Origin of the sequence: Pseudomonas sp. Marseille-Q5115, assembly GCF_916618905.1 — a bacterium.
Classification (GTDB): Bacteria; Pseudomonadota; Gammaproteobacteria; order Pseudomonadales; family Pseudomonadaceae; genus Aquipseudomonas; species Aquipseudomonas japonica_A.
This window is the reverse complement of sequence record NZ_CAKAKI010000001.1, coordinates 4,115,537-4,137,676: the sequence shown is the minus strand read 5'-3', so window position 1 is coordinate 4,137,676 and position 22,140 is coordinate 4,115,537. Positions and strand designations below refer to the sequence as shown.

The 22,140-nt window shown below is 62.7% G+C and carries 19 protein-coding genes; 6 read left to right on the top strand and 13 right to left on the bottom strand.

Annotation, left to right across the window (positions count from 1 at the left end):
• Positions 1-7 precede the first annotated feature (7 nt).
• Both parC and LG385_RS18900 read left to right on the top strand, forming a co-directional pair.
• Positions 8-2,266 carry a DNA topoisomerase IV subunit A gene (gene parC / locus LG385_RS18905; RefSeq protein ID WP_225775481.1) on the top strand — a complete coding sequence of 753 codons (2,259 nt, stop codon included), beginning with the start codon at positions 8-10 and terminating at the stop codon, positions 2,264-2,266.
• 160 nt (positions 2,267-2,426) lie between these two features.
• Positions 2,427-3,131 (top strand): membrane integrity-associated transporter subunit PqiC, encoded by a 705-nt coding sequence (locus LG385_RS18900; RefSeq protein WP_225775480.1) that lies wholly within the window; start codon positions 2,427-2,429, stop codon positions 3,129-3,131.
• A gap of 132 nt (positions 3,132-3,263) precedes the next feature.
• Here the strand turns inward: LG385_RS18900 and LG385_RS18895 are convergent, their stop codons facing one another.
• The gene (locus LG385_RS18895) at positions 3,264-4,751 is read right to left on the bottom strand and encodes an AhpA/YtjB family protein (protein WP_225775479.1); all 1,488 of its coding nucleotides are present in this window, start codon (positions 4,749-4,751) and stop codon (positions 3,264-3,266) included.
• 122 nt (positions 4,752-4,873) lie between these two features.
• Between LG385_RS18895 and serB the strand changes: the two genes are divergently transcribed.
• Positions 4,874-6,079, top strand: a complete 1,206-nt coding sequence (gene serB / locus LG385_RS18890; protein ID WP_225775478.1) for a phosphoserine phosphatase SerB — start codon at positions 4,874-4,876, stop codon at positions 6,077-6,079.
• A gap of 26 nt (positions 6,080-6,105) precedes the next feature.
• On the opposite strand, the gene betA is transcribed toward serB, so the two are convergent.
• The 6 genes from betA to LG385_RS18860 form a co-directional block, all read right to left on the bottom strand.
• On the bottom strand, positions 6,106-7,833 hold the full coding sequence (betA, locus tag LG385_RS18885; RefSeq protein ID WP_225775477.1) for a choline dehydrogenase: 1,728 nt from the start codon (positions 7,831-7,833) through the stop codon (positions 6,106-6,108).
• Positions 7,834-7,908: 75 nt separating this feature from the next.
• Positions 7,909-9,381 carry a betaine-aldehyde dehydrogenase gene (betB, locus tag LG385_RS18880; RefSeq protein ID WP_225775476.1) on the bottom strand — a complete coding sequence of 491 codons (1,473 nt, stop codon included), beginning with the start codon at positions 9,379-9,381 and terminating at the stop codon, positions 7,909-7,911.
• A gap of 74 nt (positions 9,382-9,455) precedes the next feature.
• Positions 9,456-10,055, bottom strand: coding sequence for a transcriptional regulator BetI (betI, locus tag LG385_RS18875; RefSeq protein WP_181113474.1), 600 nt, complete (start codon positions 10,053-10,055; stop codon positions 9,456-9,458).
• Between the two features lie 151 nt (positions 10,056-10,206).
• On the bottom strand, positions 10,207-11,442 hold the full coding sequence (gene choV / locus LG385_RS18870) for a choline ABC transporter ATP-binding protein (RefSeq protein WP_225775475.1): 1,236 nt from the start codon (positions 11,440-11,442) through the stop codon (positions 10,207-10,209).
• Positions 11,439-12,284 (bottom strand): choline ABC transporter permease subunit, encoded by an 846-nt coding sequence (gene choW / locus LG385_RS18865; protein WP_181113470.1) that lies wholly within the window; start codon positions 12,282-12,284, stop codon positions 11,439-11,441. Before choW ends, choV begins: the two co-directional genes overlap by 4 nt.
• Before the next feature lie 64 nt (positions 12,285-12,348).
• Complete coding sequence (locus LG385_RS18860) at positions 12,349-13,296, bottom strand: choline ABC transporter substrate-binding protein (protein WP_225775474.1); 948 nt, start codon at positions 13,294-13,296, stop codon at positions 12,349-12,351.
• 429 nt (positions 13,297-13,725) lie between these two features.
• Here LG385_RS18860 and LG385_RS18855 point away from each other — a divergent pair, with 429 nt between their 5' ends.
• Together LG385_RS18855 and LG385_RS18850 are read left to right on the top strand one after the other, a co-directional pair.
• A complete protein-coding gene (locus LG385_RS18855; RefSeq protein ID WP_225775473.1) occupies positions 13,726-15,102 on the top strand; it encodes an L-serine ammonia-lyase in 1,377 nt (458 codons plus the stop codon).
• Positions 15,103-15,510: 408 nt separating this feature from the next.
• Positions 15,511-16,614 carry a GlxA family transcriptional regulator gene (locus LG385_RS18850; RefSeq protein ID WP_225775472.1) on the top strand — a complete coding sequence of 368 codons (1,104 nt, stop codon included), beginning with the start codon at positions 15,511-15,513 and terminating at the stop codon, positions 16,612-16,614.
• A 47-nt stretch (positions 16,615-16,661) separates the two neighbouring features.
• Here the strand turns inward: LG385_RS18850 and LG385_RS18845 are convergent, their stop codons facing one another.
• The 5 genes from LG385_RS18845 to LG385_RS18825 all read right to left on the bottom strand — a co-directional run bounded on the left by LG385_RS18845 (position 16,662) and on the right by LG385_RS18825 (position 20,368).
• The gene (locus tag LG385_RS18845) at positions 16,662-16,916 is read right to left on the bottom strand and encodes a hypothetical protein (RefSeq protein WP_181113462.1); all 255 of its coding nucleotides are present in this window, start codon (positions 16,914-16,916) and stop codon (positions 16,662-16,664) included.
• Positions 16,917-17,022: 106 nt separating this feature from the next.
• A complete protein-coding gene (locus LG385_RS18840; protein ID WP_225775471.1) occupies positions 17,023-17,511 on the bottom strand; it encodes a thioesterase family protein in 489 nt (162 codons plus the stop codon).
• The gene (locus LG385_RS18835; RefSeq protein WP_225775470.1) at positions 17,504-18,469 is read right to left on the bottom strand and encodes an L-carnitine dehydrogenase; all 966 of its coding nucleotides are present in this window, start codon (positions 18,467-18,469) and stop codon (positions 17,504-17,506) included. Before LG385_RS18835 ends, LG385_RS18840 begins: the two co-directional genes overlap by 8 nt.
• Before the next feature lie 2 nt (positions 18,470-18,471).
• The gene (locus LG385_RS18830) at positions 18,472-19,368 is read right to left on the bottom strand and encodes a 3-keto-5-aminohexanoate cleavage protein (RefSeq protein ID WP_225775469.1); all 897 of its coding nucleotides are present in this window, start codon (positions 19,366-19,368) and stop codon (positions 18,472-18,474) included.
• A 61-nt stretch (positions 19,369-19,429) separates the two neighbouring features.
• Complete coding sequence (locus LG385_RS18825; RefSeq protein ID WP_225775468.1) at positions 19,430-20,368, bottom strand: choline ABC transporter substrate-binding protein; 939 nt, start codon at positions 20,366-20,368, stop codon at positions 19,430-19,432.
• Positions 20,369-20,531: 163 nt separating this feature from the next.
• On the opposite strand from LG385_RS18825, the gene LG385_RS18820 reads away from it, so the two are divergent.
• Positions 20,532-21,473, top strand: coding sequence for a GlxA family transcriptional regulator (locus tag LG385_RS18820; RefSeq protein WP_225775467.1), 942 nt, complete (start codon positions 20,532-20,534; stop codon positions 21,471-21,473).
• Positions 21,474-21,568: 95 nt separating this feature from the next.
• On the opposite strand, the gene LG385_RS18815 is transcribed toward LG385_RS18820, so the two are convergent.
• Positions 21,569-21,997, bottom strand: a complete 429-nt coding sequence (locus LG385_RS18815; RefSeq protein ID WP_181113447.1) for a lysozyme inhibitor LprI family protein — start codon at positions 21,995-21,997, stop codon at positions 21,569-21,571.
• Positions 21,998-22,140 lie beyond the last annotated feature (143 nt).

Sequence of the window (22,140 nt, the reverse complement as noted above, 5' to 3'; positions counted from 1 at the left end):
GGCTTGCATGAGCGAATCAACCGATCTCAGCCTGGACGGCGTTGAGCGCCGGTCCCTGGCTGACTTCACCGAACAGGCCTACCTCAACTATTCCATGTACGTGATCATGGACCGCGCCCTGCCGCACATCGGCGATGGGCTCAAGCCCGTGCAGCGGCGGATCGTGTACGCGATGAGCGAACTGGGGCTGGACGCCGACTCCAAGCACAAGAAATCCGCGCGTACCGTGGGTGACGTGCTCGGCAAGTTCCACCCTCACGGTGACTCGGCCTGTTACGAAGCCATGGTGCTGATGGCGCAGCCCTTCAGCTACCGCTACACGCTGATTGACGGGCAGGGCAACTGGGGCGCGCCGGACGATCCCAAATCCTTCGCCGCCATGCGCTATACCGAAGCGCGCTTGTCGCGCTACTCCGAAGTGCTGCTCAGCGAGCTGGGGCAAGGCACGGCGGATTGGGTGCCCAACTTCGACGGCACGCTGGACGAGCCGGCGGTGTTGCCTGCACGGCTGCCCAACATCCTGCTCAACGGCACTACCGGTATTGCCGTAGGCATGGCAACGGACGTTCCGCCGCACAACCTCAGGGAAGTGGCCACGGCCTGCGTGCGCCTGCTGGACGAACCCCATGCCACGATCGAGCAGCTGTGCGAGCACATGCCAGGGCCCGATTACCCTACCGAGGCCGAAATCGTCACGCCGCGGCACGAACTGCTGAAGATGTACGAGAACGGCCGTGGTTCGGTGCGCATGCGGGCGGTTTATCGGGTGGAAGACGGCGATGTTGTGGTCACCGCGCTGCCGCACCAGGTGTCCGGTGCCAAGGTGCTGGAGCAGATCGCGGCGCAGATGCAGGCCAAGAAGCTGCCCATGGTGGCCGACCTGCGCGACGAATCGGACCACGAACACCCTTGCCGCATCGTGATCATTCCGCGCTCGAACCGCGTGGATGCCGCCGAGCTGATGCAGCACCTGTTCGCTACCACCGACCTGGAATCCACCTACCGGGTCAACATGAACATCATTGGCCTGGACGGCCGCCCCCAGCTGAAAAACTTGCGCACGCTGCTGCAGGAATGGCTGGAGTTCCGGGTACGCACGGTGCGCCGTCGCTTGCAGTTCCGCCTGGACAAGGTCGAGCGCCGCCTGCACCTGTTGGAAGGCTTGCTGGTCGCCTTCCTCAACCTCGACGAAGTGATCCATATCATTCGCACCGAGGACCACCCAAAGGCCAGGCTGATCGAGCGCTTTGCCCTGTCTGAAACTCAGGCCGACTACATCCTTGATACCCGGCTGCGCCAACTGGCGCGCCTGGAAGAAATGAAAATCCGCGACGAGCAGGATGCGCTGGCCAAGGAGCGGGAGAAACTCCTGGCTTTGCTGGCCAGCGAGAGCAAGCTGAAGAAACTGGTGCGCGGTGAACTGATCGCCGACGCCAAAACCTACGGCGACGACCGCCGCTCGCCGATCGTGGAACGTGCCGAAGCCCGGGCGCTGTCTGAAAACGAGTTGATGCCGACCGAGCCGGTGACCGTAGTGTTGTCGGAAAAAGGCTGGGTGCGTTGCGCCAAGGGCCATGATATCGACGGTACGGCGCTGTCCTACAAAGCCGGCGATGGGTACAAGGCTGCGGCGCCGGGCCGCTCCAACCAGTATGCGGTATTTATTGACTCGACCGGCCGCAGCTACTCGCTGCCCGCCCATAGCCTGCCCTCCGCGCGGGGCCAGGGTGAACCTCTCACCGGCCGCCTTACGCCGCCGCCCGGGGCGCAATTCGAGTGCCTGCTGCTGCCAGACGACAACGCTCTGTATGTGATTGCTTCCGACGCCGGCTACGGCTTCGTGGTGAAAGGCGAAGACCTGCAAGCCAAGAACAAGGCCGGCAAGGCACTGTTGAGCTTGCCGAACGGGGCCAAGGTAATGGCGCCGCGGCCGGTGAAAGACCGAGAGCATGAATGGGTCGCGGCGGTCACCACTGAAGGCCGCCTGCTGGTATTCAAGGTGGCGGACCTGCCTCAGCTGGGCAAAGGCAAGGGCAACAAGATCATCGGCGTGCCAGGTGATCGCGTGGCGAGCCGAGAGGAATATGTCACCGACCTGGCGATCATTGCCGACGGTGCGACCCTGGTGCTTCAAGCCGGTAAGCGAACGCTGTCACTGAAGGCCGACGACCTCGAACATTACAAAGGTGAACGCGGCCGACGTGGCAATAAACTGCCGCGTGGCTTCCAGCGCGTGGATGCTTTACTGGTAGAACCCTCCGTCTGAATCCTGCCGCGCAGGTGGCAGCTTTCTGGCGGGCGGTCATGGGAAGCTGGAGTCCTGCGCGGTATTCACGGATGATATGGGCCCTGTGGCGCTCTGCTGATAGCGCCCATTGGTATCGGTATCACTACGGCCAGCCGAATCGGGCTGCCTGGACGGAATCATGACTTTTCTGCGCCTCCCTTTCGCTGTACTTCTGACCGGTGTGCTCGGCCTGGCCGGCTGCAGCGTTCACCAGCCGGTGGCCTTGTATCAACTCAACGGCGGCAACCCCGGCCAGCCCAAGCACAGCACTGGCATGGCGGTGTTGTTGGGGCCGGTATCGGTCGCCGATTACCTTCAGCGCGAAACCCTGCTGCAACGGCAGAAGGACGGCAGCCTGACCGCCGCCACCGATGGCCGTTGGGCGGGTAGCCTCACCTCCGACATCGACCAGCTGCTGTTGCGGCAACTGGCTTGGCGGCTGGATACCCAGCGCGTGATGCTGGCGCCCACCGTGGCGAACTTCACACCTGATGCCCAGGTGCTGTTGTCCATCACCCGGCTGGACTCCGGCGCCAACCAGCCTGCGGTATTGGATGCCCAATGGCGCGTGCTGGATCGGCGTGGCCAGGTGCGAGACAGCCGCCTTGTGCACCTTGAAGAAAAACACACCGGTGACACTGCGGCGCAGGTCCAGGCTCAGGGCGTACTGCTGCAACGCTTGGCTGAACAGCTGAGCGCAGCGGTGAAGCCCCTGGCGAATCAGCCCTCGCTGGCCGATGAGCGCAAGCCCGCGCCCGCCCAAGTGAAAAAAGAAGAGCCCGAAAAACAAAAAATCCCACTGGCCACGCCCGTGCGGACGAACATGGAAGTGTTCAGGTTCTGATTCCGTCAATGCCATAAGGCCTGCGCAGCGCGCTGTAGGAGGGGGCGATAGCCCCCGAACCTGGCGGTGCAGTCCATTCGCGGGCCCCGCCCGGTCCCTCGAGGATCAAGCCGTCCCAGGAAGGCACTCGCCTCAGGGCTTGACGCGGCGCTCTGCGATGCGCGCCAGCTGACGTTCCAGCAGGGACGGGAAAGGCTCCAGCAAACGCTCTACGCACGAAGCACCCTCCGGGCTTGCGATCGAGCGGATGCGCGCGCGTTGGCGGATGAGCGGGTCTTCGTTCACCTTGCGCTCTACCAGCAGCAGGTTGCGGCTGTGTTGCGACAAGGCCAGCGCGGCGCGGGCTGGCTCGGTTGCCAACACAGCGGCTTCGTCCAGGCCGTGCAGTTCTCCGGCAAGGGCCAGGCCCAGCTGCAATTGAAGCGTGATACCGCTGTCCGCTACTTCTATCTGCAACTCATGGCCAAGAGCGCGCAGCAGTTCGCCACAGCAAATCGCATTGGTGAGGTAATCGTCACCGCCGTCGTTGCTGTGGAAAAGTACCAGGCTGCTGCCGTCCGAGAGGTGCTGTACATGGCCCTGGTACAGGGAAGCGGCCTGGTTCAGGAAGGAACGGTAGCGATCGACCAACTCCTGCAAGCGTGCGCGAGGCAACCGCTTCAGTTGCTCCTGGGAGCCCAGTTGCACAGCCAGCACAACACTGTGCTGGGGGACGGAAGGGGCAAGCGGGGTAGCAACCTCGGCTGCGGGGCCGGGCACAGACAGATCACCCAGATCGGCAAACGCGTCGTCGTCCTCTTCATCTTCATCAGCCAGCACTCGCCGGCCAGCGGGTGCTGGCTTGGCAGGGGTGCCGGTGAATGGCGCGAAGGCAGGTGCAGCTTCCTCCTCCTCGTCCACAACTTCAGGCTCCGGCTCTGGCGGAGGCTCGGGCGCATAGCGGGCATGCAGGTCGCGGGCAACGTCGCCGATTTCATCCTGCCGTTCGATCGCCGGCGTGTAAGGGTCGATATGGCGCAGCCACACCCGCAATTGCAGCAATGGCGTGGTGAGGTGGCGACCAATACGCAGGCTGAAGGCCAGCGCCAGGGCCAGCAGAATGGCACTGAGAATGCCCATGCTCTGCAGGCTGATGGTCATCGGCTGCTGGAATTCTTCCATGTTCAGGCTGACCCGCAGCGTACCGGTGGTCACGTCCTGGAACGACAGGCGGGTTTCATATACCCCCCCCGACATGGTCAACAGACCCGGCTTGGGCTTCTGCCCTGCCTCGGCGATCACCCGGTTGTCCCCGCTATAGATGGCCGCATGGGCTACCAATGGGTTCTTGGCCAGGTTATTCAGCAGCACGTTGAGGCTGAGGATGTCGTTGGACACCAGCAGCTCGGTGGCGGAGACGGCGGTTTGCGTGGTCAGGCTTTGCCCTAGCGCATCCGCCTGCTCGTGCATGGCCTGCTTGAACTGCAAACCCATCACGCACGCGTAGATTACCAGCGCCACGGCGACCAGAATCACATTGTGGGTAGCGATGCGCAGGGCAATCGGTACGCGGCGATGACGCAAGGCCCGAAAGATCAGCAGGAAGAAATTATCGTTTTTGACTGGCGTGGGCCGGTTCACTGCGCTCGGCTCTTGAGGCTGGAAGTGCTGCGCAGTATAACGATCGACCCCTGGGGTTCAAAGCGCCGCCAGGCCTGGAAACTGGTTAGAATGCGCTTTTTTTGCCAATACCGAGGTGGGTCGTGCCTGAATTCGTCCTGATCAACATCACCGGCCGCGATCGGCCGGGGCTGAGCACCGCACTGATGGGCGTGCTCGCCGAGGGCGGCGCGAGCCTTCTGGACGTCAGCCAGAACGTGACCCACGGCGCGCTTGCATTCACGGCCGTGGTCGAGCTCACGGTGGCCCCCGCGCAAACCCTGCAGGTAAGCCTGGAGGCTGCCTGCACGGGCCTTGGTGTTCAGGCGCACATTCAAGCGATGGCCATGCCCGAGTACGCCCATTGGGCGCAGGCTCAGGCTCAGCCCAGGTATGTACTCAGCGTGCTGACCCATGGTCTTGTGGCGGCCCAGCTACACGAGGTAACCCGGATTGTCGCCAGCCACGGGCTGGAGGTGGAGCGCATTGACCGCCTGTCGGCCCTGGCTTATCTGGACGGCGCTACCCCGGCCACTCACGGTTGTGTGGACGTTCGCCTGCAGGGCTCACCAGCCGACCCCCAAGCCTTGCGCGCCGAGCTCCTGGAAGCCGCACGCGTTTTGAACGTGGACATCGCGCTGCAGCTGGATGACATCAATCGTCGCCACCGTCGGCTGGCTGTGTTCGACATGGATTCCACACTGATCCAGGCCGAAGTGATCGACGAACTGGCCAAGGCTGCGGGCGTAGGCGAGCAGGTGTCGGCCATCACCGAGCGGGCGATGCGTGGCGAACTCGACTTCCGCGCGAGCTTCATAGAGCGCATGGCACTGCTCAAAGGCCTGGACGTTAGCGTACTGGATGAAATCGGCGCCGCACTGCGGCTCACCGACGGTGCAGAGGCGTTGTTCGCGGGGCTGAAACGGCTGGGTTACAAGACGGCCATTCTGTCCGGAGGGTTCACCTATTTCGCCCGGCAGGTACAGGCCCGCCTGGGCATCGACTACGTGTACGCCAACGAGCTGCAAGTGGAAGACGGCAAATGCACGGGTGTGGCGGTGGAGCCCATCGTGGATGCCCAGCGCAAGGCCGACTTGTTACGTGAACTGGCCGCAAGGGAAGGCTTGAGCCTGGAGCAGACCATTGCTGTAGGAGACGGCGCGAACGACTTGCCGATGCTGGCGATTGCCGGCCTGGGCGTGGCCTTCCGCGCCAAGCCCCTGGTGAAGGCCTCGGCCAGGCATTCCATCTCGACCCTGGGGCTGGAAGGCGTGCTGTACCTGCTGGGCGTGGAAGACCGGTTGTTGTAGCGCCTGGTCGCGGGCAAGCCCTGCTGCTACGAGAAGCTTGGGTGCTCCATAGCCGGCTCGGTGGGCAGCACCGGTCGCATCGGCTTGCCGCGGACCGGTGCATCGCCTGCCACGTAGTAGCTGGCCGTGCTGCGTGGCAGCGGCTGGCGGCCGCGGATACGGTCGGCGATCTTCTCCGCGATCATGATGGTCGGGGCGTTCAGGTTGCCGGTGGTGATGATCGGCATGATGGACGCATCCACCACACGCAACCCCTCCATGCCATGCACGCGACCCTGGTCATCCACTACCGCCATGTCGTCGGTGCCCATCTTGCAGGAGCATGAAGGGTGGAACGCTGTTTCCGCATGTTCACGAATGAAAGCGTCCAGCTCTTCGTCGCTTTGTAGGTGCGCGCCGGGTGAAATTTCGCGGCCTCGGTAAGGGTCCAGGGCTGGCTGGGCCATGATCTCCCGGGTGATGCGAATGCCGTCGCGGAATTCCTGCCAGTCCTGCTCGGTTGCCATGTAGTTGAACAGAATGCTGGGATGCTCGCGCGGGTCGCGAGACTTTATCTGTACCCGACCACGGCTAGGGGAGCGCATCGAGCCCACGTGCGCCTGGAAGCCATGTTCCTTCACGCCGTTGCTGCCGTTGTAATTAATCGCCACCGGCAGGAAGTGATACTGAATGTTCGGCCAGGCGAATTCCGAACGGGTACGGATAAAGCCACCGGCTTCGAACTGGTTGCTTGCGCCAATGCCGGTACCGTTGAACATCCACTCGGCGCCGATGGCCGGTTGGTTCCACCACAGCAACGACGGGTACAGCGACACCGGTTGGGTGCAGGCGTACTGAAGGTACATTTCCAGGTGATCCTGGAGGTTTTCCCCAACGCCCGGAAGGTCGTGTACCACCGGAACGTCCATTGCCTTGAGCAGCGGCGCGGGGCCAACGCCGGAGCGCTGAAGGATCTGTGGCGAAGCGATCGCGCCAGCGCACAGCAGCACTTCCTTGCGGGCCCGGGCTTCCACAAGCGTGGTGCCTTCGCCCTGCAAATACGCCACGCCAACGGCGCGTTTGCCGTCGAACAGGATGCGGTCCGTGAGGGCATGGGTGACGATGGTCAGCGTTTTGCGCGCGCGGGCCTGATCCAGGTAGCCGCGGGCGGTACTGGCGCGGCGGCCTTTGGGGGTCACGGTGCGGTCCATCGGGCCGAACCCCTCCTGCTGGTAGCCGTTCAGGTCTTCGGTGCGCGGGTAACCCGCTTGTACACCTGCTTCGACCATGGCGGCGAACAGCGGATTGTTGCCGGCCTTGGGCGTGGTGACGCTTACCGGACCGTCGCCGCCGTGGTAGTCGTTGGGCCCGATGTCGCGCGTTTCGGCCTTGCGGAAGTAGGGCAGGCAGTCCAGGTATGACCAGTTCTGCAAGCCGGGCAGTTGAGCCCAGCCGTCGTAATCCAGCGCGTTGCCGCGGATGTAGCACATGCCGTTGATCAGCGACGAGCCACCCAGGCCCTTGCCGCGCCCGCACTCCATGCGACGGTTGTTCATATGGGGTTCGGGGTCGGTTTCATAGGCCCAGTTATAGCGGCGCCCCTGCAGCGGGAAGGCCAGGGCGGCAGGCATCTGGGTACGAAAATCGGCGCGGTAATCGGGGCCGCCGGCTTCGAGCAACAGCACGCTCACGCCAGCGTCTTCGGTGAGGCGGGTAGCCAGCACGTTCCCGGCCGAGCCGGCACCGATGATGATGTAGTCGTATTCGTTTTTCATAGGGCACCTTTTGGATGCGGCGGCTTGCCAAGTAGGCAAGCCGCAGGAGAACGCCAGGCGTCAGAGCACTGGGGTTTAAAACACGGAGGCGTAGTCGCCCAATTCCACCTGAACGGATTTGATCCGGGTGTATTGGGCCAAGGACGAAATGCCGTTTTCACGGCCCACGCCCGACTGTTTGTACCCGCCCACTGGCATTTGCGCGGGCGATTCACCCCAGGCGTTGATCCAGCAGATACCGGCTTCCAGGCGATGGATAAGGCGGTGGGCGCGGTTCAGGTCGGGTGTAACCACGCCAGCGGCCAGACCGAAGTCCGTGTCGTTGGCGCGGCGGATCACTTCGTCTTCATCGCTGTAGGCAAGGATGCTCATCACCGGCCCGAAGATCTCTTCACGCACGATGGTCATCTCGTCGGTGCAATCGGTGAACACGGTTGGCGCAACGTAGGCCCCCTGGGCCAGGGCACCATCCTGCAGGCGGTCTCCCCCACACAGCAGGCGCGCGCCCTCGGCCTTGCCCTTGGCGATATAGCCCAGCACGCTTTCCATATGCTGGAAGCTCACCAGCGGGCCGAAGTTGGTGGCTTCGTCCAATGGATCCCCTACCCGAATACGCTGCACGCGTTCCAGTATCTTGGCTTCGAAAGCATCCTTGAGCGCGGCCGGCACGAAGACACGGGTGCCGTTGGTGCAGACCTGCCCGGAGCTGTAAAAGTTGGCCATCATTGCGATGTCCGCGGCCTTGTCCAGGTCGGCATCAGCGCAGATGATCAGCGGGGACTTGCCGCCCAGCTCCATGGTCACTTCCTTGAGCGAGGAGCTGGAAGCGCTGGCCATCACCTTTTTGCCCGTGTCGGTACCGCCGGTGAACGACACCTTTTCGATACGCGGGTGCTCGGTCAGCCAGGTGCCCACTTCACGGCCGCTGCCGGTGAGCACGTTGAACACACCGGCGGGCAGGCCGGCTTCGGTGAAGATCTCCGCCAGCTTGAGCGTGGTAAGCGAAGTGACTTCGCTCGGCTTGAAGATCATGGCATTACCGGCGGCCAGTGCCGGCGCGGATTTCCACAGGGCGATCTGGATCGGATAGTTCCACGCACCGATACCAGCGGTGACGCCCAGCGGCTCGCGACGGGTATAGACGAAGGAAGTGTCGCGCAGCGGAATCTGCTCGCCTTCGATGGCAGGCACCAGGCCGGCGTAGTATTCCAGCACGTCGGCGCCGGTCACGATGTCCACGTAGCGGGTTTCGGAATAGGCCTTGCCGGTGTCCAGAGTTTCCAGGGTGGCAAGCCCATCGTTGCGTTCACGCAGCAGATCAACGGCGCGCCGCAGGATGCGCGAGCGCTCCATGGCGGTCATCGCGGCCCATACCTTCTGGCCTTTTTCGGCGCTGGCTACGGCTTTTTCCACGTCTGCCGCAGTAGCGCGCTGCACCTGGGCGAGCACTTCGCCGGTTGCCGGGTTGATGGCATCGAAGACGCCTTCACCGCTGGCGTCCACGTAGCCGCCGTCGATATAGAGTTTTTGCAAGCCGAAACGGGCCATGTCGTTCCTCGCAGTGTCCGAGGGCGCTCCGCAAAAGGCAGGAGCACCAGGTTAAGGCGAAACGGCCCGCCAGCTCAGGCGGCGAGCTCGGGTTTCGCCAGTTGCATGTCCAGGTATTCATAGGCGATGCGCAGCGCCTGCTCGGTATCGAACGCATCCCCGGAAAGCGCGCCGCGCAGCCACAGGCCGTCGATCAGCGCAGCCAGGCCACGCGCGGCATTACGCGCCTGGGTTACGGGCAGAACCCGGCGAAACTCGCAGCACAGGTTCGAATACAGCCGGTGGTCGTTGATCCGCTGCAACCGGTGCAGCGACGGTTGATGCATGCTGGCGGCCCAGAAGGCCAGCCAGGTTTTCATTGCCGGGCCGTTGACCTGGCTGGCGTCGAAGTTGCCTTCGATGATCACCCGCAAATGCGCCCGGGGGCTGTTGTCTTCCAGCGCACGGCGGCGCTCGGCGACACTGATTGCCAGGGCACGCATCAGGTAGCCCATGGTGGCCGCGATCAGGCCGTTCTTGTCCTGAAAGTAATGGCTGATGATGCCGTTGGACACGCCGGCGGTCTTGGCGATTACCCCGATACTGGCGTCGGCCATGCCTACCTGATCCACCGCCTGCAGGGTGGCTTCGATCAGTTGCTGGCGACGTATGGGCTGCATTCCCACCTTTGGCATCGGTGCTCTCCTCATGGCCCGGCAACGAGCAGTGCTCGACAACAGCGGGGCCAGTCTAATTTATTTTGATTGACCGTTCAAATAACAAAAGCGACCTCGGGGGTCGCTTTTGGGGTGGAGTGCAGTTTACCGCGTGGGCCGCGGCTGCCTGTCAATTGGCTTTGCGCAATGGCACTACGGCGTCATGAAGGGGGGGCGCCTCAGCCGGATGCCCCAGGCTTTTACCCAGCAGCGCGTGATACAGCTCGGTATCTCCAAGGATGCCCACAATGCGGTTCTGCTCATGCAGCACCAGCTTGTGGCCGGTGTGGTAACGGATCTCCAGCGCTTCGCGCATACCGATTTCAGCGCCCACAAGCGTTGGGCGGCGGCCGAGGCTTTCAACAGGCTGGCCGGGTTGCCAGGTTTGCACATCCATCGGGCCATCGCCCAGGCGGCTGCTTTTGAGCGTGTTCTGTTCGCTCAAGCCGAACCAGGCGTTGCTGCCTGGGTCCAGGCATACCTCGCCGTCCAGGCGGCTGCAGGCGGACAACGGTCGCATCAGGCTGCGGCCGCAGAGCACGTTCAACGGGTTGGTGTGGGCTACGAAAGTGCGTACGTAATCGTCGGCCGGGTTGAGCACGATTTCTTCCGGGCGCGAATACTGGATGATCTTGCCGTCTTTCATGATGGCGATGCGGCTGCCCAGCTTGAGCGCTTCGTCCAGGTCGTGGCTCACGAACACGATGGTTTTCTGCAACTTGCGCTGAAGGTCCAGAAGCTCATCTTGCAAGCCTTGGCGAATCAACGGGTCCAGCGCGGAGAAAGGTTCGTCCATCAGCAGAATGTCGGCATCCATGGCCAATGCCCGGGCCAGCCCTACCCGTTGCTGCATGCCGCCGGAGAGCTCGTCCGGCTTTTTATTGCGCCACTGGGTCAGGCCCACCAGCTCGAGCTTTTCGTCCACCAGCCGTCGGCGTTCTTCGCTAGGCCGTGCCTGCATCTCCAGGCCGAAGCTGATGTTCTCGCGAACGGTAAGCCAAGGCATGAGTGCGAACTTCTGGAACACCATGGCGATACGCTTGGTGCGCATCATCTTCAGTTCAGCGGCGGTGCAGGAGGCAATGTCGATCTGGCTGCCTTCGTGTTCCACGAACAGCTTGCCGCGGCTGACCGTGTTCAAGCCGTTGATGCAGCGCAGCAAGCTCGATTTGCCGGAGCCCGAAAGCCCCATCAGTACGCAGATTTCGCCCTTGTTTACCTCGAGGTTGGCTTTCTCCACCCCCACCACCTGGCCGGTGCGCTTGAGGATTTCCGGCCGGCTCAGGCCTTCGTCCAGCAGCTTGAGCGCTTCCTTTGGATGCTTGCTGAATACGACGTCTACGTCTTCGAAGCGAATGATGCTCATGCGTCACCTCCGATTTTTACATCGGGTTGTTTGCAGATACGGTCCAGCATGATCGCCAGCAGCACGATCGCCAGGCCCGCTTCGAAACCGAGGGCAATGTCAGCGGTGTTCAGAGCGTTCACCACCGGCTTGCCCAAGCCGTCCGCGCCTACCAGGGCGGCAATTACCACCATCGACAGCGACAGCATGATGCATTGGGTTACCCCGGCGGCAATGCTGGGCATGGCGTGGGGCAGCTCGATGCGTGATAGCAGCTGCCTGCGCGAACACCCGAAAGCCTTGCCAGCGTCCATCAACTCTTGCGGCACGTCGCATATGCCCAGGTAGGTCAGGCGAATCGGTGCAGCGATGGCGAACACCACCGTTGAGATAAGCCCCGGCACCACGCCCAGCCCGAACAGGGTGAGGGTAGGGATCAGATAGACGAAGGTGGGTACGGTCTGCATCAAATCCAGCACAGGCCGCATGAAGGTATAGAACAGCGGGCGGTGGGCCGCAATGATGCCCAGCGGTACCCCAACGGCGACGCACACCACGGTGGCGAAGGTCACCTGGGCAAGGGTTTCCATGGTTTCCTGCCAGTACCCCAGGTTGAGGATGAGCAGGAATGACAAGGCGACGAATATCGTGAGGCTGATCTTGCGCTGAATGTAGTACGCCAGCCCGGCAAAGATGGCGACCAGCGCGAGCGGCGGGAACCACGTGAGCCCGGCCGTGAGGCCATGAATCATTGCCTCTAGGGTCGAGGCGATCCAGTCGAAGACGCTGGCGCCGTGCTGGGTCAGCCAGTCGACGAAGGCGGCGATGTGTTCGCCTAGCGGAAGTTTATGGTCTGTCAGCATGGTATCGGTACCTGCCTGCGGTGGAGAGCGGTTCCCGGCAGGCTGGCTGCCGGAGGTTCAGCAGTTATTGCGCAAGTTTGGCCTTGGCGGCTTCAAGCCCCGGCTTGCCATCGAGCGTGGTTACGCCGGCGAGCCAGGTGTCGAGCACCTGAGGGTTTTTCTTCAGCCAGGCCTTGGCCGCAGCGTCTGGCTTCATCTTGTCGTCCAGCACATTGCCCATCAGCCCGCTTTCCATGTTCAGGGTGAAGGACAGGTTTTTCAGCAGTTGCCCAACGTTGGGGCACTGCTCGGCATACCCCTTGCGGGTATTGGTATAGATGGTGGCCTGGCCAAAGTTCGGCCCGAAGAAGTCGTCGCCGCCGGTCAAGTACTTGATCTTGAAACGGGTATTCATGGGGTGTGGTTCCCAGCCCAGGAACACAATGCCGGTGTGGCGCTTCTCGGCACGGTCCACCTGGGCCAGCATGCCCGCCTCGCTGGATTCCACCATCTTGAACCCTGCATCTTTCAAGCCGAAGGCGTTTTTATCGATCATCGACTGGATCAAGCGGTTGCCGTCGTTACCGGGCTCGATGCCGTAGATTTTTCCGTCGAGCTTGTCCTTGAATTTTGGCAGGTCGGCGAAATCCTTGAGGCCGGCGTCCCACAGGTCCTGGGGCACGGCCAAGGTGTACTTGGCGTTCTCCAGGTTCGCCCGAAGGGTTTCCACGGTGCCGGCCTCGCGGTACGCCTTGATGTCGTTTTCCATGGTGGGCATCCAGTTGCCCAGGAACACATCCATGTTCTTGCCGTCCGCCAGCGACTTGTAGGTCACTGGCACCGAGATCATGGTGGTTTTGGTCTTGTAGCCCAATGATTGCAATACCGCGCTGGTCACCGCGGTGGTCACGGTGATGTCGGTCCAGCCGACATCAGAGAAGTTCACGGTGCTGCATTGCGCCGGGTCCGCGGCCTGGGCGGCCACCGGTAGACACAACGCGGCGGCCAGCAATAGCGATGGTGCAGCTCTCATCGGGTGGACTCCTTGGTGTTTTCTATGCGGCGAATGCCGTTATGGGAAGTGCGGGCCGTCGCTGTCGCCAGGGCGGACAATCGCGCCAGCCAGGGCGCCGTTCAAACGGGACGCTTTTGATCATCCAACAGCGCCGGGCAAACGCCTACTGGGTGGGTCGCATCCAGTACAGGGGGGGTCGTATCCAGTACCGATGAGGTCGTATCCAGCCACCGGCCGGCCTCGGCGTGCCCCGGAATCCCGCTACAGCCGCGTTCGGACGGGTAAAACCCTGCGAGGGCGCTGGGCGCTGGCGAGCAAGGCTGGGTCGGTTGCAGACTCCTCGCGCCCCGGCAAAAGGCGAATGATGCAGCCAAAGGACGGCTGCCGATCTAGCCTGGCGGCCGTCTCAACCGGCGCTCAACGGCGCATTCAGGAGGTTTGCCGGCCATGGCAATCAGTGTGTTCGACCTGTTCAAGATCGGCATCGGGCCATCCAGCTCTCATACCGTGGGCCCGATGCGCGCGGCAGCACTGTTCGCCGCGCGTTTACGTGAACTCAAGGTGCTTGCCCGGGTAAAACGTGTGGAAGCGCGGCTATACGGTTCGCTGTCTGCAACTGGTATTGGCCATGGCAGCGACAACGCCGTGATCATGGGGCTCAGCGGTGCCTGGCCTGACACAGTAGCCCCGCACACCATCTTGCCTGCGGTGGCGGCGCTCAAGGCCGGCGAACCCCTGATGCTCGACGGCCAGTTCCCGGTGGCGTTTGACTGGCAACGGGACATGCGCCTGCTCGATGAAAACCTGCCGTATCACCCCAATGCGATGACCCTTGTAGCTGAAGGGGCCGAGGGGGCTCTGCTGGAAGAAACCTATTACTCGGTAGGCGGCGGGTTTGTGGTGGACGCCGCACAGGCCGCGTCCGGCCGGCTGGACAACGACTCCACCGAGCTGCCCTACGATTTCGATACGGCCGCCCAGCTGCTCGAGTTGTGCGAGCTGCATGGCCTGCGCGTTTCGGCCCTGATGCTGGAGAACGAAAAGGTGTGGCGCAGCGAGGAAGAGATCCGGGCGGGGCTGTTGACCATCTGGGCTGCCATGCAGGCTTGTGTGCATCAGGGCCTGGCGGAGGAGGGCGTACTGCCGGGCGGGCTGAACGTACGCCGCCGGGCCGCGCGGCTGCACCGAAGCCTGCAGGAGCTGGGCAAGCCCAACGTGATCGGCTCTACGCTCACGGCCATGGAATGGGTGAACCTCTTTGCCTTGGCGGTGAATGAAGAAAATGCCGCCGGTGGCCGGATGGTTACGGCCCCCACCAACGGCGCTGCCGGGATCATTCCCGCCGTGCTGCACTACTACATGAAATTCAGCGAACACCCCAGCGATGACGACGTGGTGAATTTCCTGCTGGCCGCGGCGGCCGTGGGGATTCTGTGCAAGAAGAACGCGTCTATCTCGGGTGCTGAAGTGGGCTGCCAGGGCGAGGTGGGTAGTGCCTGCGCCATGGCCGCGGCGGGCCTGGCGGACGTGCTTGGGGCCACCCCGGCGCAGTTGGAAAACGCCGCTGAAATCGGCCTTGAGCACAACCTGGGCCTGACCTGCGACCCTGTGGGCGGGCTGGTGCAGGTGCCGTGTATCGAGCGAAACGCCATTGCCGCAGTCAAGGCCATCAATGCCGCGCAAATGGCGCTTCGGGGTGACGGCAGCCATTTCATTTCACTGGACCGGGTTATTCGCACCATGCGCGACACGGGTGCCGACATGCATGACAAGTACAAGGAAACCTCGCGAGGTGGCCTGGCGGTAAGTGCTATCGAGTGTTAGTGCTAGCGGGTCTGCCAGCGGCGCTCCTCAGGCGCACAGGCGCCCAGTTGATGGCCATGTGCAATGCATGAGGCTGCGCGTTTTTTGCCCATTGGCCCACGGGCCGCTGCCTTTTGGCGCGTCGAGGCGCCTATCAGTGGCTGCAGATGCGTCCTTGGGTGACAGCGTTTCCCTGGGTAGGCCACGCTTGCGCCGAGCATTGCTACCGAAGTGCTCAACGCCGGGTGAGCGACCGCGCGTCATGGGTGTCGGGCGCGGTAATGGCGATGTCGGCTCTAGACTGATTGCGACGTCGTTTTTGGGCTTTATTGAATGCGCATTCAACTTTCGGCATGGCAATTGCTCCGGTTATCTGCAGAAAAAGAACCCTTAGCCTGGGGTCAACCTTCCGCATGAGGAGATACCGCGATGATGTCGTTCAACTCCGGGGCCCAACCCCAGACCCGTACGCCACAATCCATCGGCTTTTTGCTGCTGGATAATTTCACGCTGATTTCCCTCGCTTCGGCGGTTGAGCCCCTTCGTATGGCAAACCAGCTCTCGGGCCGAGAGCTGTATCGCTGGACCACCCTGAGTGCCGATGGCGGGCAGGTGTGGGCAAGCGATGGCCTGCAGATCACCCCGGACGCCGCGATGCATCAGGCCCCGGTGATGGACAGCGTGATCGTGTGTGGCGGAGTTGGCATCCAGCGTACCGTCACCCGAGAGCACGTGACTTGGCTGCAAAGCCAGGCACGCCAATCCCGGCGCCTGGGCGCGGTATGCACAGGAAGCTGGGCATTGGCCTGCGCTGGCCTGTTGGATGGCTTCGATTGCAGTGTTCACTGGGAATGCCTGGCTGCCATGCAAGAGGCTTTCCCAAGGGCCACCATGAGTACCCGGCTGTTCACGCTGGACCGTAACCGTTTCACCAGCTCCGGCGGTACCGCGCCGCTGGACATGATGCTTCATTTGATCAGCCGTGATCATGGCCGTGAGCTGTCGGCTGCGATTTCGGAGATGTTCGTGTACGAGCGTATTCGCAACGAGCAGGACCATCAGCGCGTGCCGCTCAAGCATATGCTGGGGACCAACCAGCCCAAGCTTCAGGAAATCGTGGCGTTGATGGAGGCCAACCTGGAGGAGCCGATCGATCTCGACGAACTTGCCGTGTATGTGTCCGTGTCTCGCCGCCAGCTGGAGCGGCTGTTCCAGAAATACCTGCACTGTTCGCCGTCGCGCTACTACCTCAAACTACGCTTGATCCGGGCGCGGCAGTTGCTCAAGCAAACCCCGATGTCGATCATCGAAGTCGCCTCGGTGTGCGGCTTTGTGTCCACGCCTCACTTCTCCAAATGCTACCGGGAATATTTCGGCATCCCGCCTCGCGACGAACGTGCAGGCTCCAACACTTCCCAACAGGTGGCCATGTTGCCGATTCCCCAGGCCATGGTGCTGGCACCGTTGTCCGGCCCGTTGGCCGCGCTCAGCCAGGCGCGCAATGAGTCCACGTTCGCGAGCGTGAGGGTTTAGCCCCGCAGCTTCCCACAGGGTTGACCTCCTACGGGCAAAAGGGCGGATCAGGCCCGCCCGAACTGTGCCAGCGCAGGCAGCAGGTTGCGGTCTATCGCCTGGCGCACGGCCGGTAGAATGGTCGCGCTGCCACCCAGCAGTTGCTCCACAAGGCCGCGCAGCGCCTTGGCGCGGTGAGCATCCAGCCCACGCACGGCGCATTCACAGGCCTGTTCCGCACTGGCCCCCGCAGGCATCTCGAAGCCCAATGCGCGCAGTTTTCCTAACAGGTCATCCTGGTCGATCAGGTCGGCGTGCATCATGGTCGGGTACCCTCGGTCGGTGAGTTTTCCCGATTGTGGTCAGCGCTACCCATGCCTGCAATAGCCAGGCGCAGTCGTGGCACAGGCGGGCATGAACACGTCGTTTTCAGCCATGATTCGTCAGCCCGGGGGCTGTGATCACTCGGCCGATGTAGCGGGCTGCAGAAAGGCTCGGCTGCTGATGCTTCATCATCGCCAACTGCTTCAGCGCGGTGGTTCCAAACGGGGCGGATCTGGGCCCTTCGAGGGCCACATGCAATAACACCTGTTCGCTTGCTGCCAGTGCCTCCGGGGCACCGGGGCGATGCAGGCTGTGGTACAGCCATACCCGCTTCTGGTCGTGGGCGAGCAATTGCGTGTGAACGCGCACGTTTTCACCCAGCTTCACTTCATGGAGGAAATTGAGGTGGCATTCGAGCGTAAACAATGAATGGCCGCTGGCTTCGCGTCCCTCGGCGTCCAGCCCGATACTGTCCATGAAACCATCGGTGCCATAGCTGAACACCAGCAGGTAGTACGCATCGCGCAGGTGGCCGTTGTAGTCCGTCCATTCAGGCAGCACGCGGCCTTCCCAGGTAACCCAGGGTTCACTCATGGTCGCCAATCCCGTGTTGGTGTTTGGCCTGTGCCACGGCCGCCAGCACACCTAGCAAGGCATCGTCCCGGTAACGCTCCAGCGCGGCGATGCTGTGCTCTCCGAGCTGCGCCGAGGTGCCGTCCACTACATCGTCGATCAGCCGCTCGGTAAGGGGCGGGGCAGGCAGGTACGTCCACGGCAATTGCAGGGCGGGGCCGAACTGCTGCATGAAGTGACGCATACCTGCATTGCCGCCCGCCAGGGTATAAGTGAGGAAGGTGCCCATGAAGGACCAGCGCAGCCCCGCGCCAAAGCGGATCGCGTCGTCGATTTCCCCTGTGGTAGCCACGCCGTCATTGACCAGATGCAAGGCTTCACGCCATAGCGCTTCAAGCAACCGGTCGGCGATAAACCCTGGCACCTCTTTGCGCACATGTAGGGGGCGCATGCCCAGGCTGCAATAAATGCTTTGTGCTGCTTCGATTGCTTCGGGCGCCGTGTGCTGGCCGCCGACCACCTCTACCAGCGGCAGCAAATAAACCGGATTGAACGGATGCCCGACCACGCAGCGCTCAGGGTGCAGGGCGCTGGCATAGAAGTCGCTGGGCAACAGGCCAGACGTGCTGGAGGCAATAATGGCGCCGGGCTTTGCCGCCGCGCTGATGGCAGCGTGCAGTTCAAGTTTCAGTTCCAGCCGTTCGGGCGCGCTTTCCTGGATAAAGTCGGCATCGGCCACGCAGGCTTCAATGCTGCCCACCACGCGCAGCCTGGTGGGCGAGGCGCCCGGTGCGAGGCCTTGCTTTTCCAGCGCCGGCCAAGCGTTGGCGACTCGCTGGCGCAGATTTGCTTCGGCGTTGGGCGCGGGGTCCCAGGCAATCACATCGAGGCCGTGGGCCAGCGCCCTGGCTACCCAGCCACTCCCGATCACGCCACCGCCCAGTGCGGCAAAGGTTTTTACCTCAGTGATGAATTCCATGGCTATACCCCTTCGCCGCGGCGAGCGAGCTTCATCTTTGCGCGCCCCTGGGCCGGCGTAAGTACGCGGGCGCCCAGGCGGGTAAGGATCTCTGCGGCCCGCTCCACCAACTGGCCATTGGTAGCCAGCACGCCTTTTTCCAGCCACAGGTTGTCTTCCAGCCCCACGCGCACGTTGCCGCCGAGCAGCACCGCTTGTGCCGCCATGGGCATTTGCATACGGCCGATGCCGAACGCGGCCCAGGTCGCACCTGCAGGAATGTTGTCGACCATGGCTTTCATCGTGGTGGTGTCGGCCGGGGCGCCCCAGGGGATGCCCAGGCACAGCTGGAAGAGCGGATCGTCCAGCAGCCCTTCGGCGATCATTTGTTTGGCAAACCACAAGTGGCCGGTGTCGAAAATCTCCAGTTCGGCCTTCACGCCGAGCTCGGTGATCCGCCGCGCTCCAGCGCGAAGCTGATCGGGCGTAGAGACATAAATGCTATTGCCGTCGCCGAAATTCAGGGTGCCGCAATCGAGCGTACAGATTTCCGGCAACAGCGCTTCTACGTGGGCGAGCCGGGTCAACGGCCCCACCAGGTCGGTATCAGGGCCGAATTCCATGGGCTGTTCGCCCGGGCCGATCTGCAGGTCGCCGCCCATGCCCGCGGTGAGGTTGACGATGATGTCCACGTCCGCTTCGCGGATGCGCTCCATCAATTCTCGGTACAGCGACACATCACGGCTGAAGCGCCCGGTATCCGGGTCGCGCACATGGCAATGGACCACCGTGGCGCCCGCCTTGGCAGCCTCTACCGCCGCTTCGGCTATCTGCTTGGGGGTTACGGGCACAAATGGGCTTTTGCCGGTGGTGTCGCCTGCGCCGGTAAGGGCACAGGTGATGATCACGTCGTGGTTCATGGCATTTTCCTTGGGGCGAGCCTGCCCGTGCGCTGAAGTCAGCGCATAGGCAGAAGCAGGGTCAGTTGGCGGTGAGGCGCAGGTTGCTGTCGCCGGGCTTGCCGTCGAAGGTGGTTACACCCTGGAGCCAGCGGCTACGGTCCTGGGGGTGGTCCTTGAGCCACTGGCGCGCGGCGTCGAGCGGATCCTTGTGGTCGAGGATCGGCTGCATCATCCGGCTTTCGTCGGCAGCGCTGAAGGTGAGGTTGGTCAGCAAACGGTCCACGTTGGGGCAGCGGCTGGCGTAGTCGGGCGCGGTGACGGTCCACACGGTCGCTTGCCCTTCATTCGGGCCAAGAGCGTTCTCGCTGCCGCTGAGGTACGTCATGTCCAGGTTCACGTTCATGGGGTGCGGGGCCCAGCCGAAGAACACTACGGCTTCCTTGCGCTTCACCGCCCGGCTGACCGCCGAGAGCATCCCGGCCTCGCTGGATTCCACCAGCTGGAAATCTCCCAGGCCGAAGCGGTTGCTGGCGATCATCTGCTTGATCTGGGTGTTGGCGCCCGAGCCCGGTTCGATGCCATAGAGCTTGCCGCCCAGTTGCGTTTTAAACCGAGCGATATCGCTGAAGCTTTTAAGCCCCTGATCGGCCAGGTAGGTCGGCACCGCCAGCGTGGCGCGAGCATCCGCCAGGCTAGGCGCTTGCAGCACGCGCACCTGCTTCTGCTCCACGAATGGTGTGAGGGTAGCGGTCATCAGCGGGTTCCAGTACCCCAGGAACAGGTCCAGGCGTTGATCGCGAATCCCCGCGAAGATGATCTGTTGAGAGGCGCTGGTCTGGCGGGTTTCATACCCCAGCCCATCCAGCAGCACCTGGGCCATGCCACTGGTGGCGATTACATCGGTCCAGTTCACCACGCCAAGGCGCACATTCTTGCAGCTCTCCGGGTCTGCGGCTTGGGTGAGGGGAATAGCGGTAGCGGTAAGCATCAGCAGACAGCAGCGGATCAACCTCTTCATGGCGGTAGTTCCTCTGGCAGGGCATTTATAGGTAGGGGTGTCTGTGCACCTTGAGCGAGAGGTTACCCCCACAGGCGCAGCGGCAAGCGCACTGTGGCGACGGGGAGTTGCACGCCGGCGACCGCCGCGTTATTAACCAGGCCATACCCGCGGAGCCGAGCCCATGCCTGATGTGTTCCATTTTTTGCTGCTGCCTGGTTTTTCGGCGCTGGGTTTCATCAGCGCGATCGAGCCCCTGCGAGTCGCCAATCGCTTCCGCCCGGGGCTTTACAAGTGGGAAGTGCTTAGCCTGGATGGCGGGGCGGTATTGGCCAGCAATGGCATGTCGGTGAACGTGGATGGTGGCTTGAGTGAGTTGCTCGCACCCGCGCGCGTGTTTGTGATTGCCGGCTTTGACCCACTGAAAAGCGTGTCGCTGCCCTTGCGGGGATGGCTGCGCCGGATTGCGGCGCAGGGCGGCACGCTTGGCGGTATCGATACCGGTGCCTTTGTGCTGGCGGCCTGCGGGGTAGTCGATACGGCCCGGGTGACCTTGCACTGGGAGGCGCTGGATGCCTTCAGGGAGCGCTGGCCGACCATCGAAGCCACGCAGGAACTCTTCGAGATCGATGGCCGTATTATCACCTGCGCCGGTGGCACCGCCTCGATCGACCTGATGCTGGACCTGATCGCCCAGGCCCATGGGAGTGAGCTGGCCATCGAAGTGTCCGAACAGTTCGTGCTGGGGCGGATCCGGCCACGCCAGGATCACCAGCGCATGGCGGTGGCGTCGCGCTACGGTACCCGCAACCGCAAGCTGGTGCAGGCCATCGGGGCCATGGAGCAGCACATTGAAACCCCGCTGAGCACGCTGGCACTGGCTGACTGCGCGGGGGTTACGCGGCGCCAGCTGGAACGGCTGTTTCAGCTGCATTTGCAGGAAACGCCCAGCAGCTTTTATCTGGGTATACGCCTGGAAAAAGCCCGCCAACTGCTTCGGCAAACCGACATGAGCGTAACCGAGGTAAGCATTGCCTGTGGCTTCGAGTTGCGGTCCTATTTCACCCGGCGTTACAAGGTGCGGTTTGGTCGGCCGCCGCGTGAGGATCGATCACCGCAACCGTGAATGTTCGCAGGCTTTTCGCCTACTCCCACAAGGGGCCGCGGTCGCCGCCAAACAATACTGCTCCATGAGAGGCTGCTATCGCCACGCAGGGGCTATCACTGGTCCGGCGCGTCGTTTTCGTCGCCCTGGGTGCCGATGGTTTGCAGGTACTCGCTGCGCTCGTCGCTGCGTTGGGCCATGCAATCGTTGAGCGCGGTCTGGCTGGACGTGCCGTCCTTGTCGGCTTCCAGTATTTCCACGGCGCAGTCGGCGTCACGCAGCTTGTGCCATAAGTCCTGGGCGGCTTTCACCTTGGCCAGGTACTCCTTGAGCACAGCTGGCTGGTCGCCATATTGCGCACTGACACGGGCGTTCAGGCCGTTGTAGGCATCGTTGAGCTCAGCCTCTGCGGTTTTGCGGTTATAGACCGAGCAATCCAGGCTCTGCTGGCTGGTTTCCACGTTGTCGCACGGCGTAGGGCCGTCTTCGTCGGCCGCCTGAGCACCCACGGCGATGAACGCCAGTATCCATAACCACGATTTCATTACCACGCCCCTGGGCCGTGCGAAAAGATTCACGGATTCTGGCTCAACCTCCGCCTGCTGAACAGCCAGGGGGATGGATTTCATGTTCAGAAGGGCTGTACAGCCTTGCATATGCCCTGCATGTGGCCTGCTTTGGCCGGGTA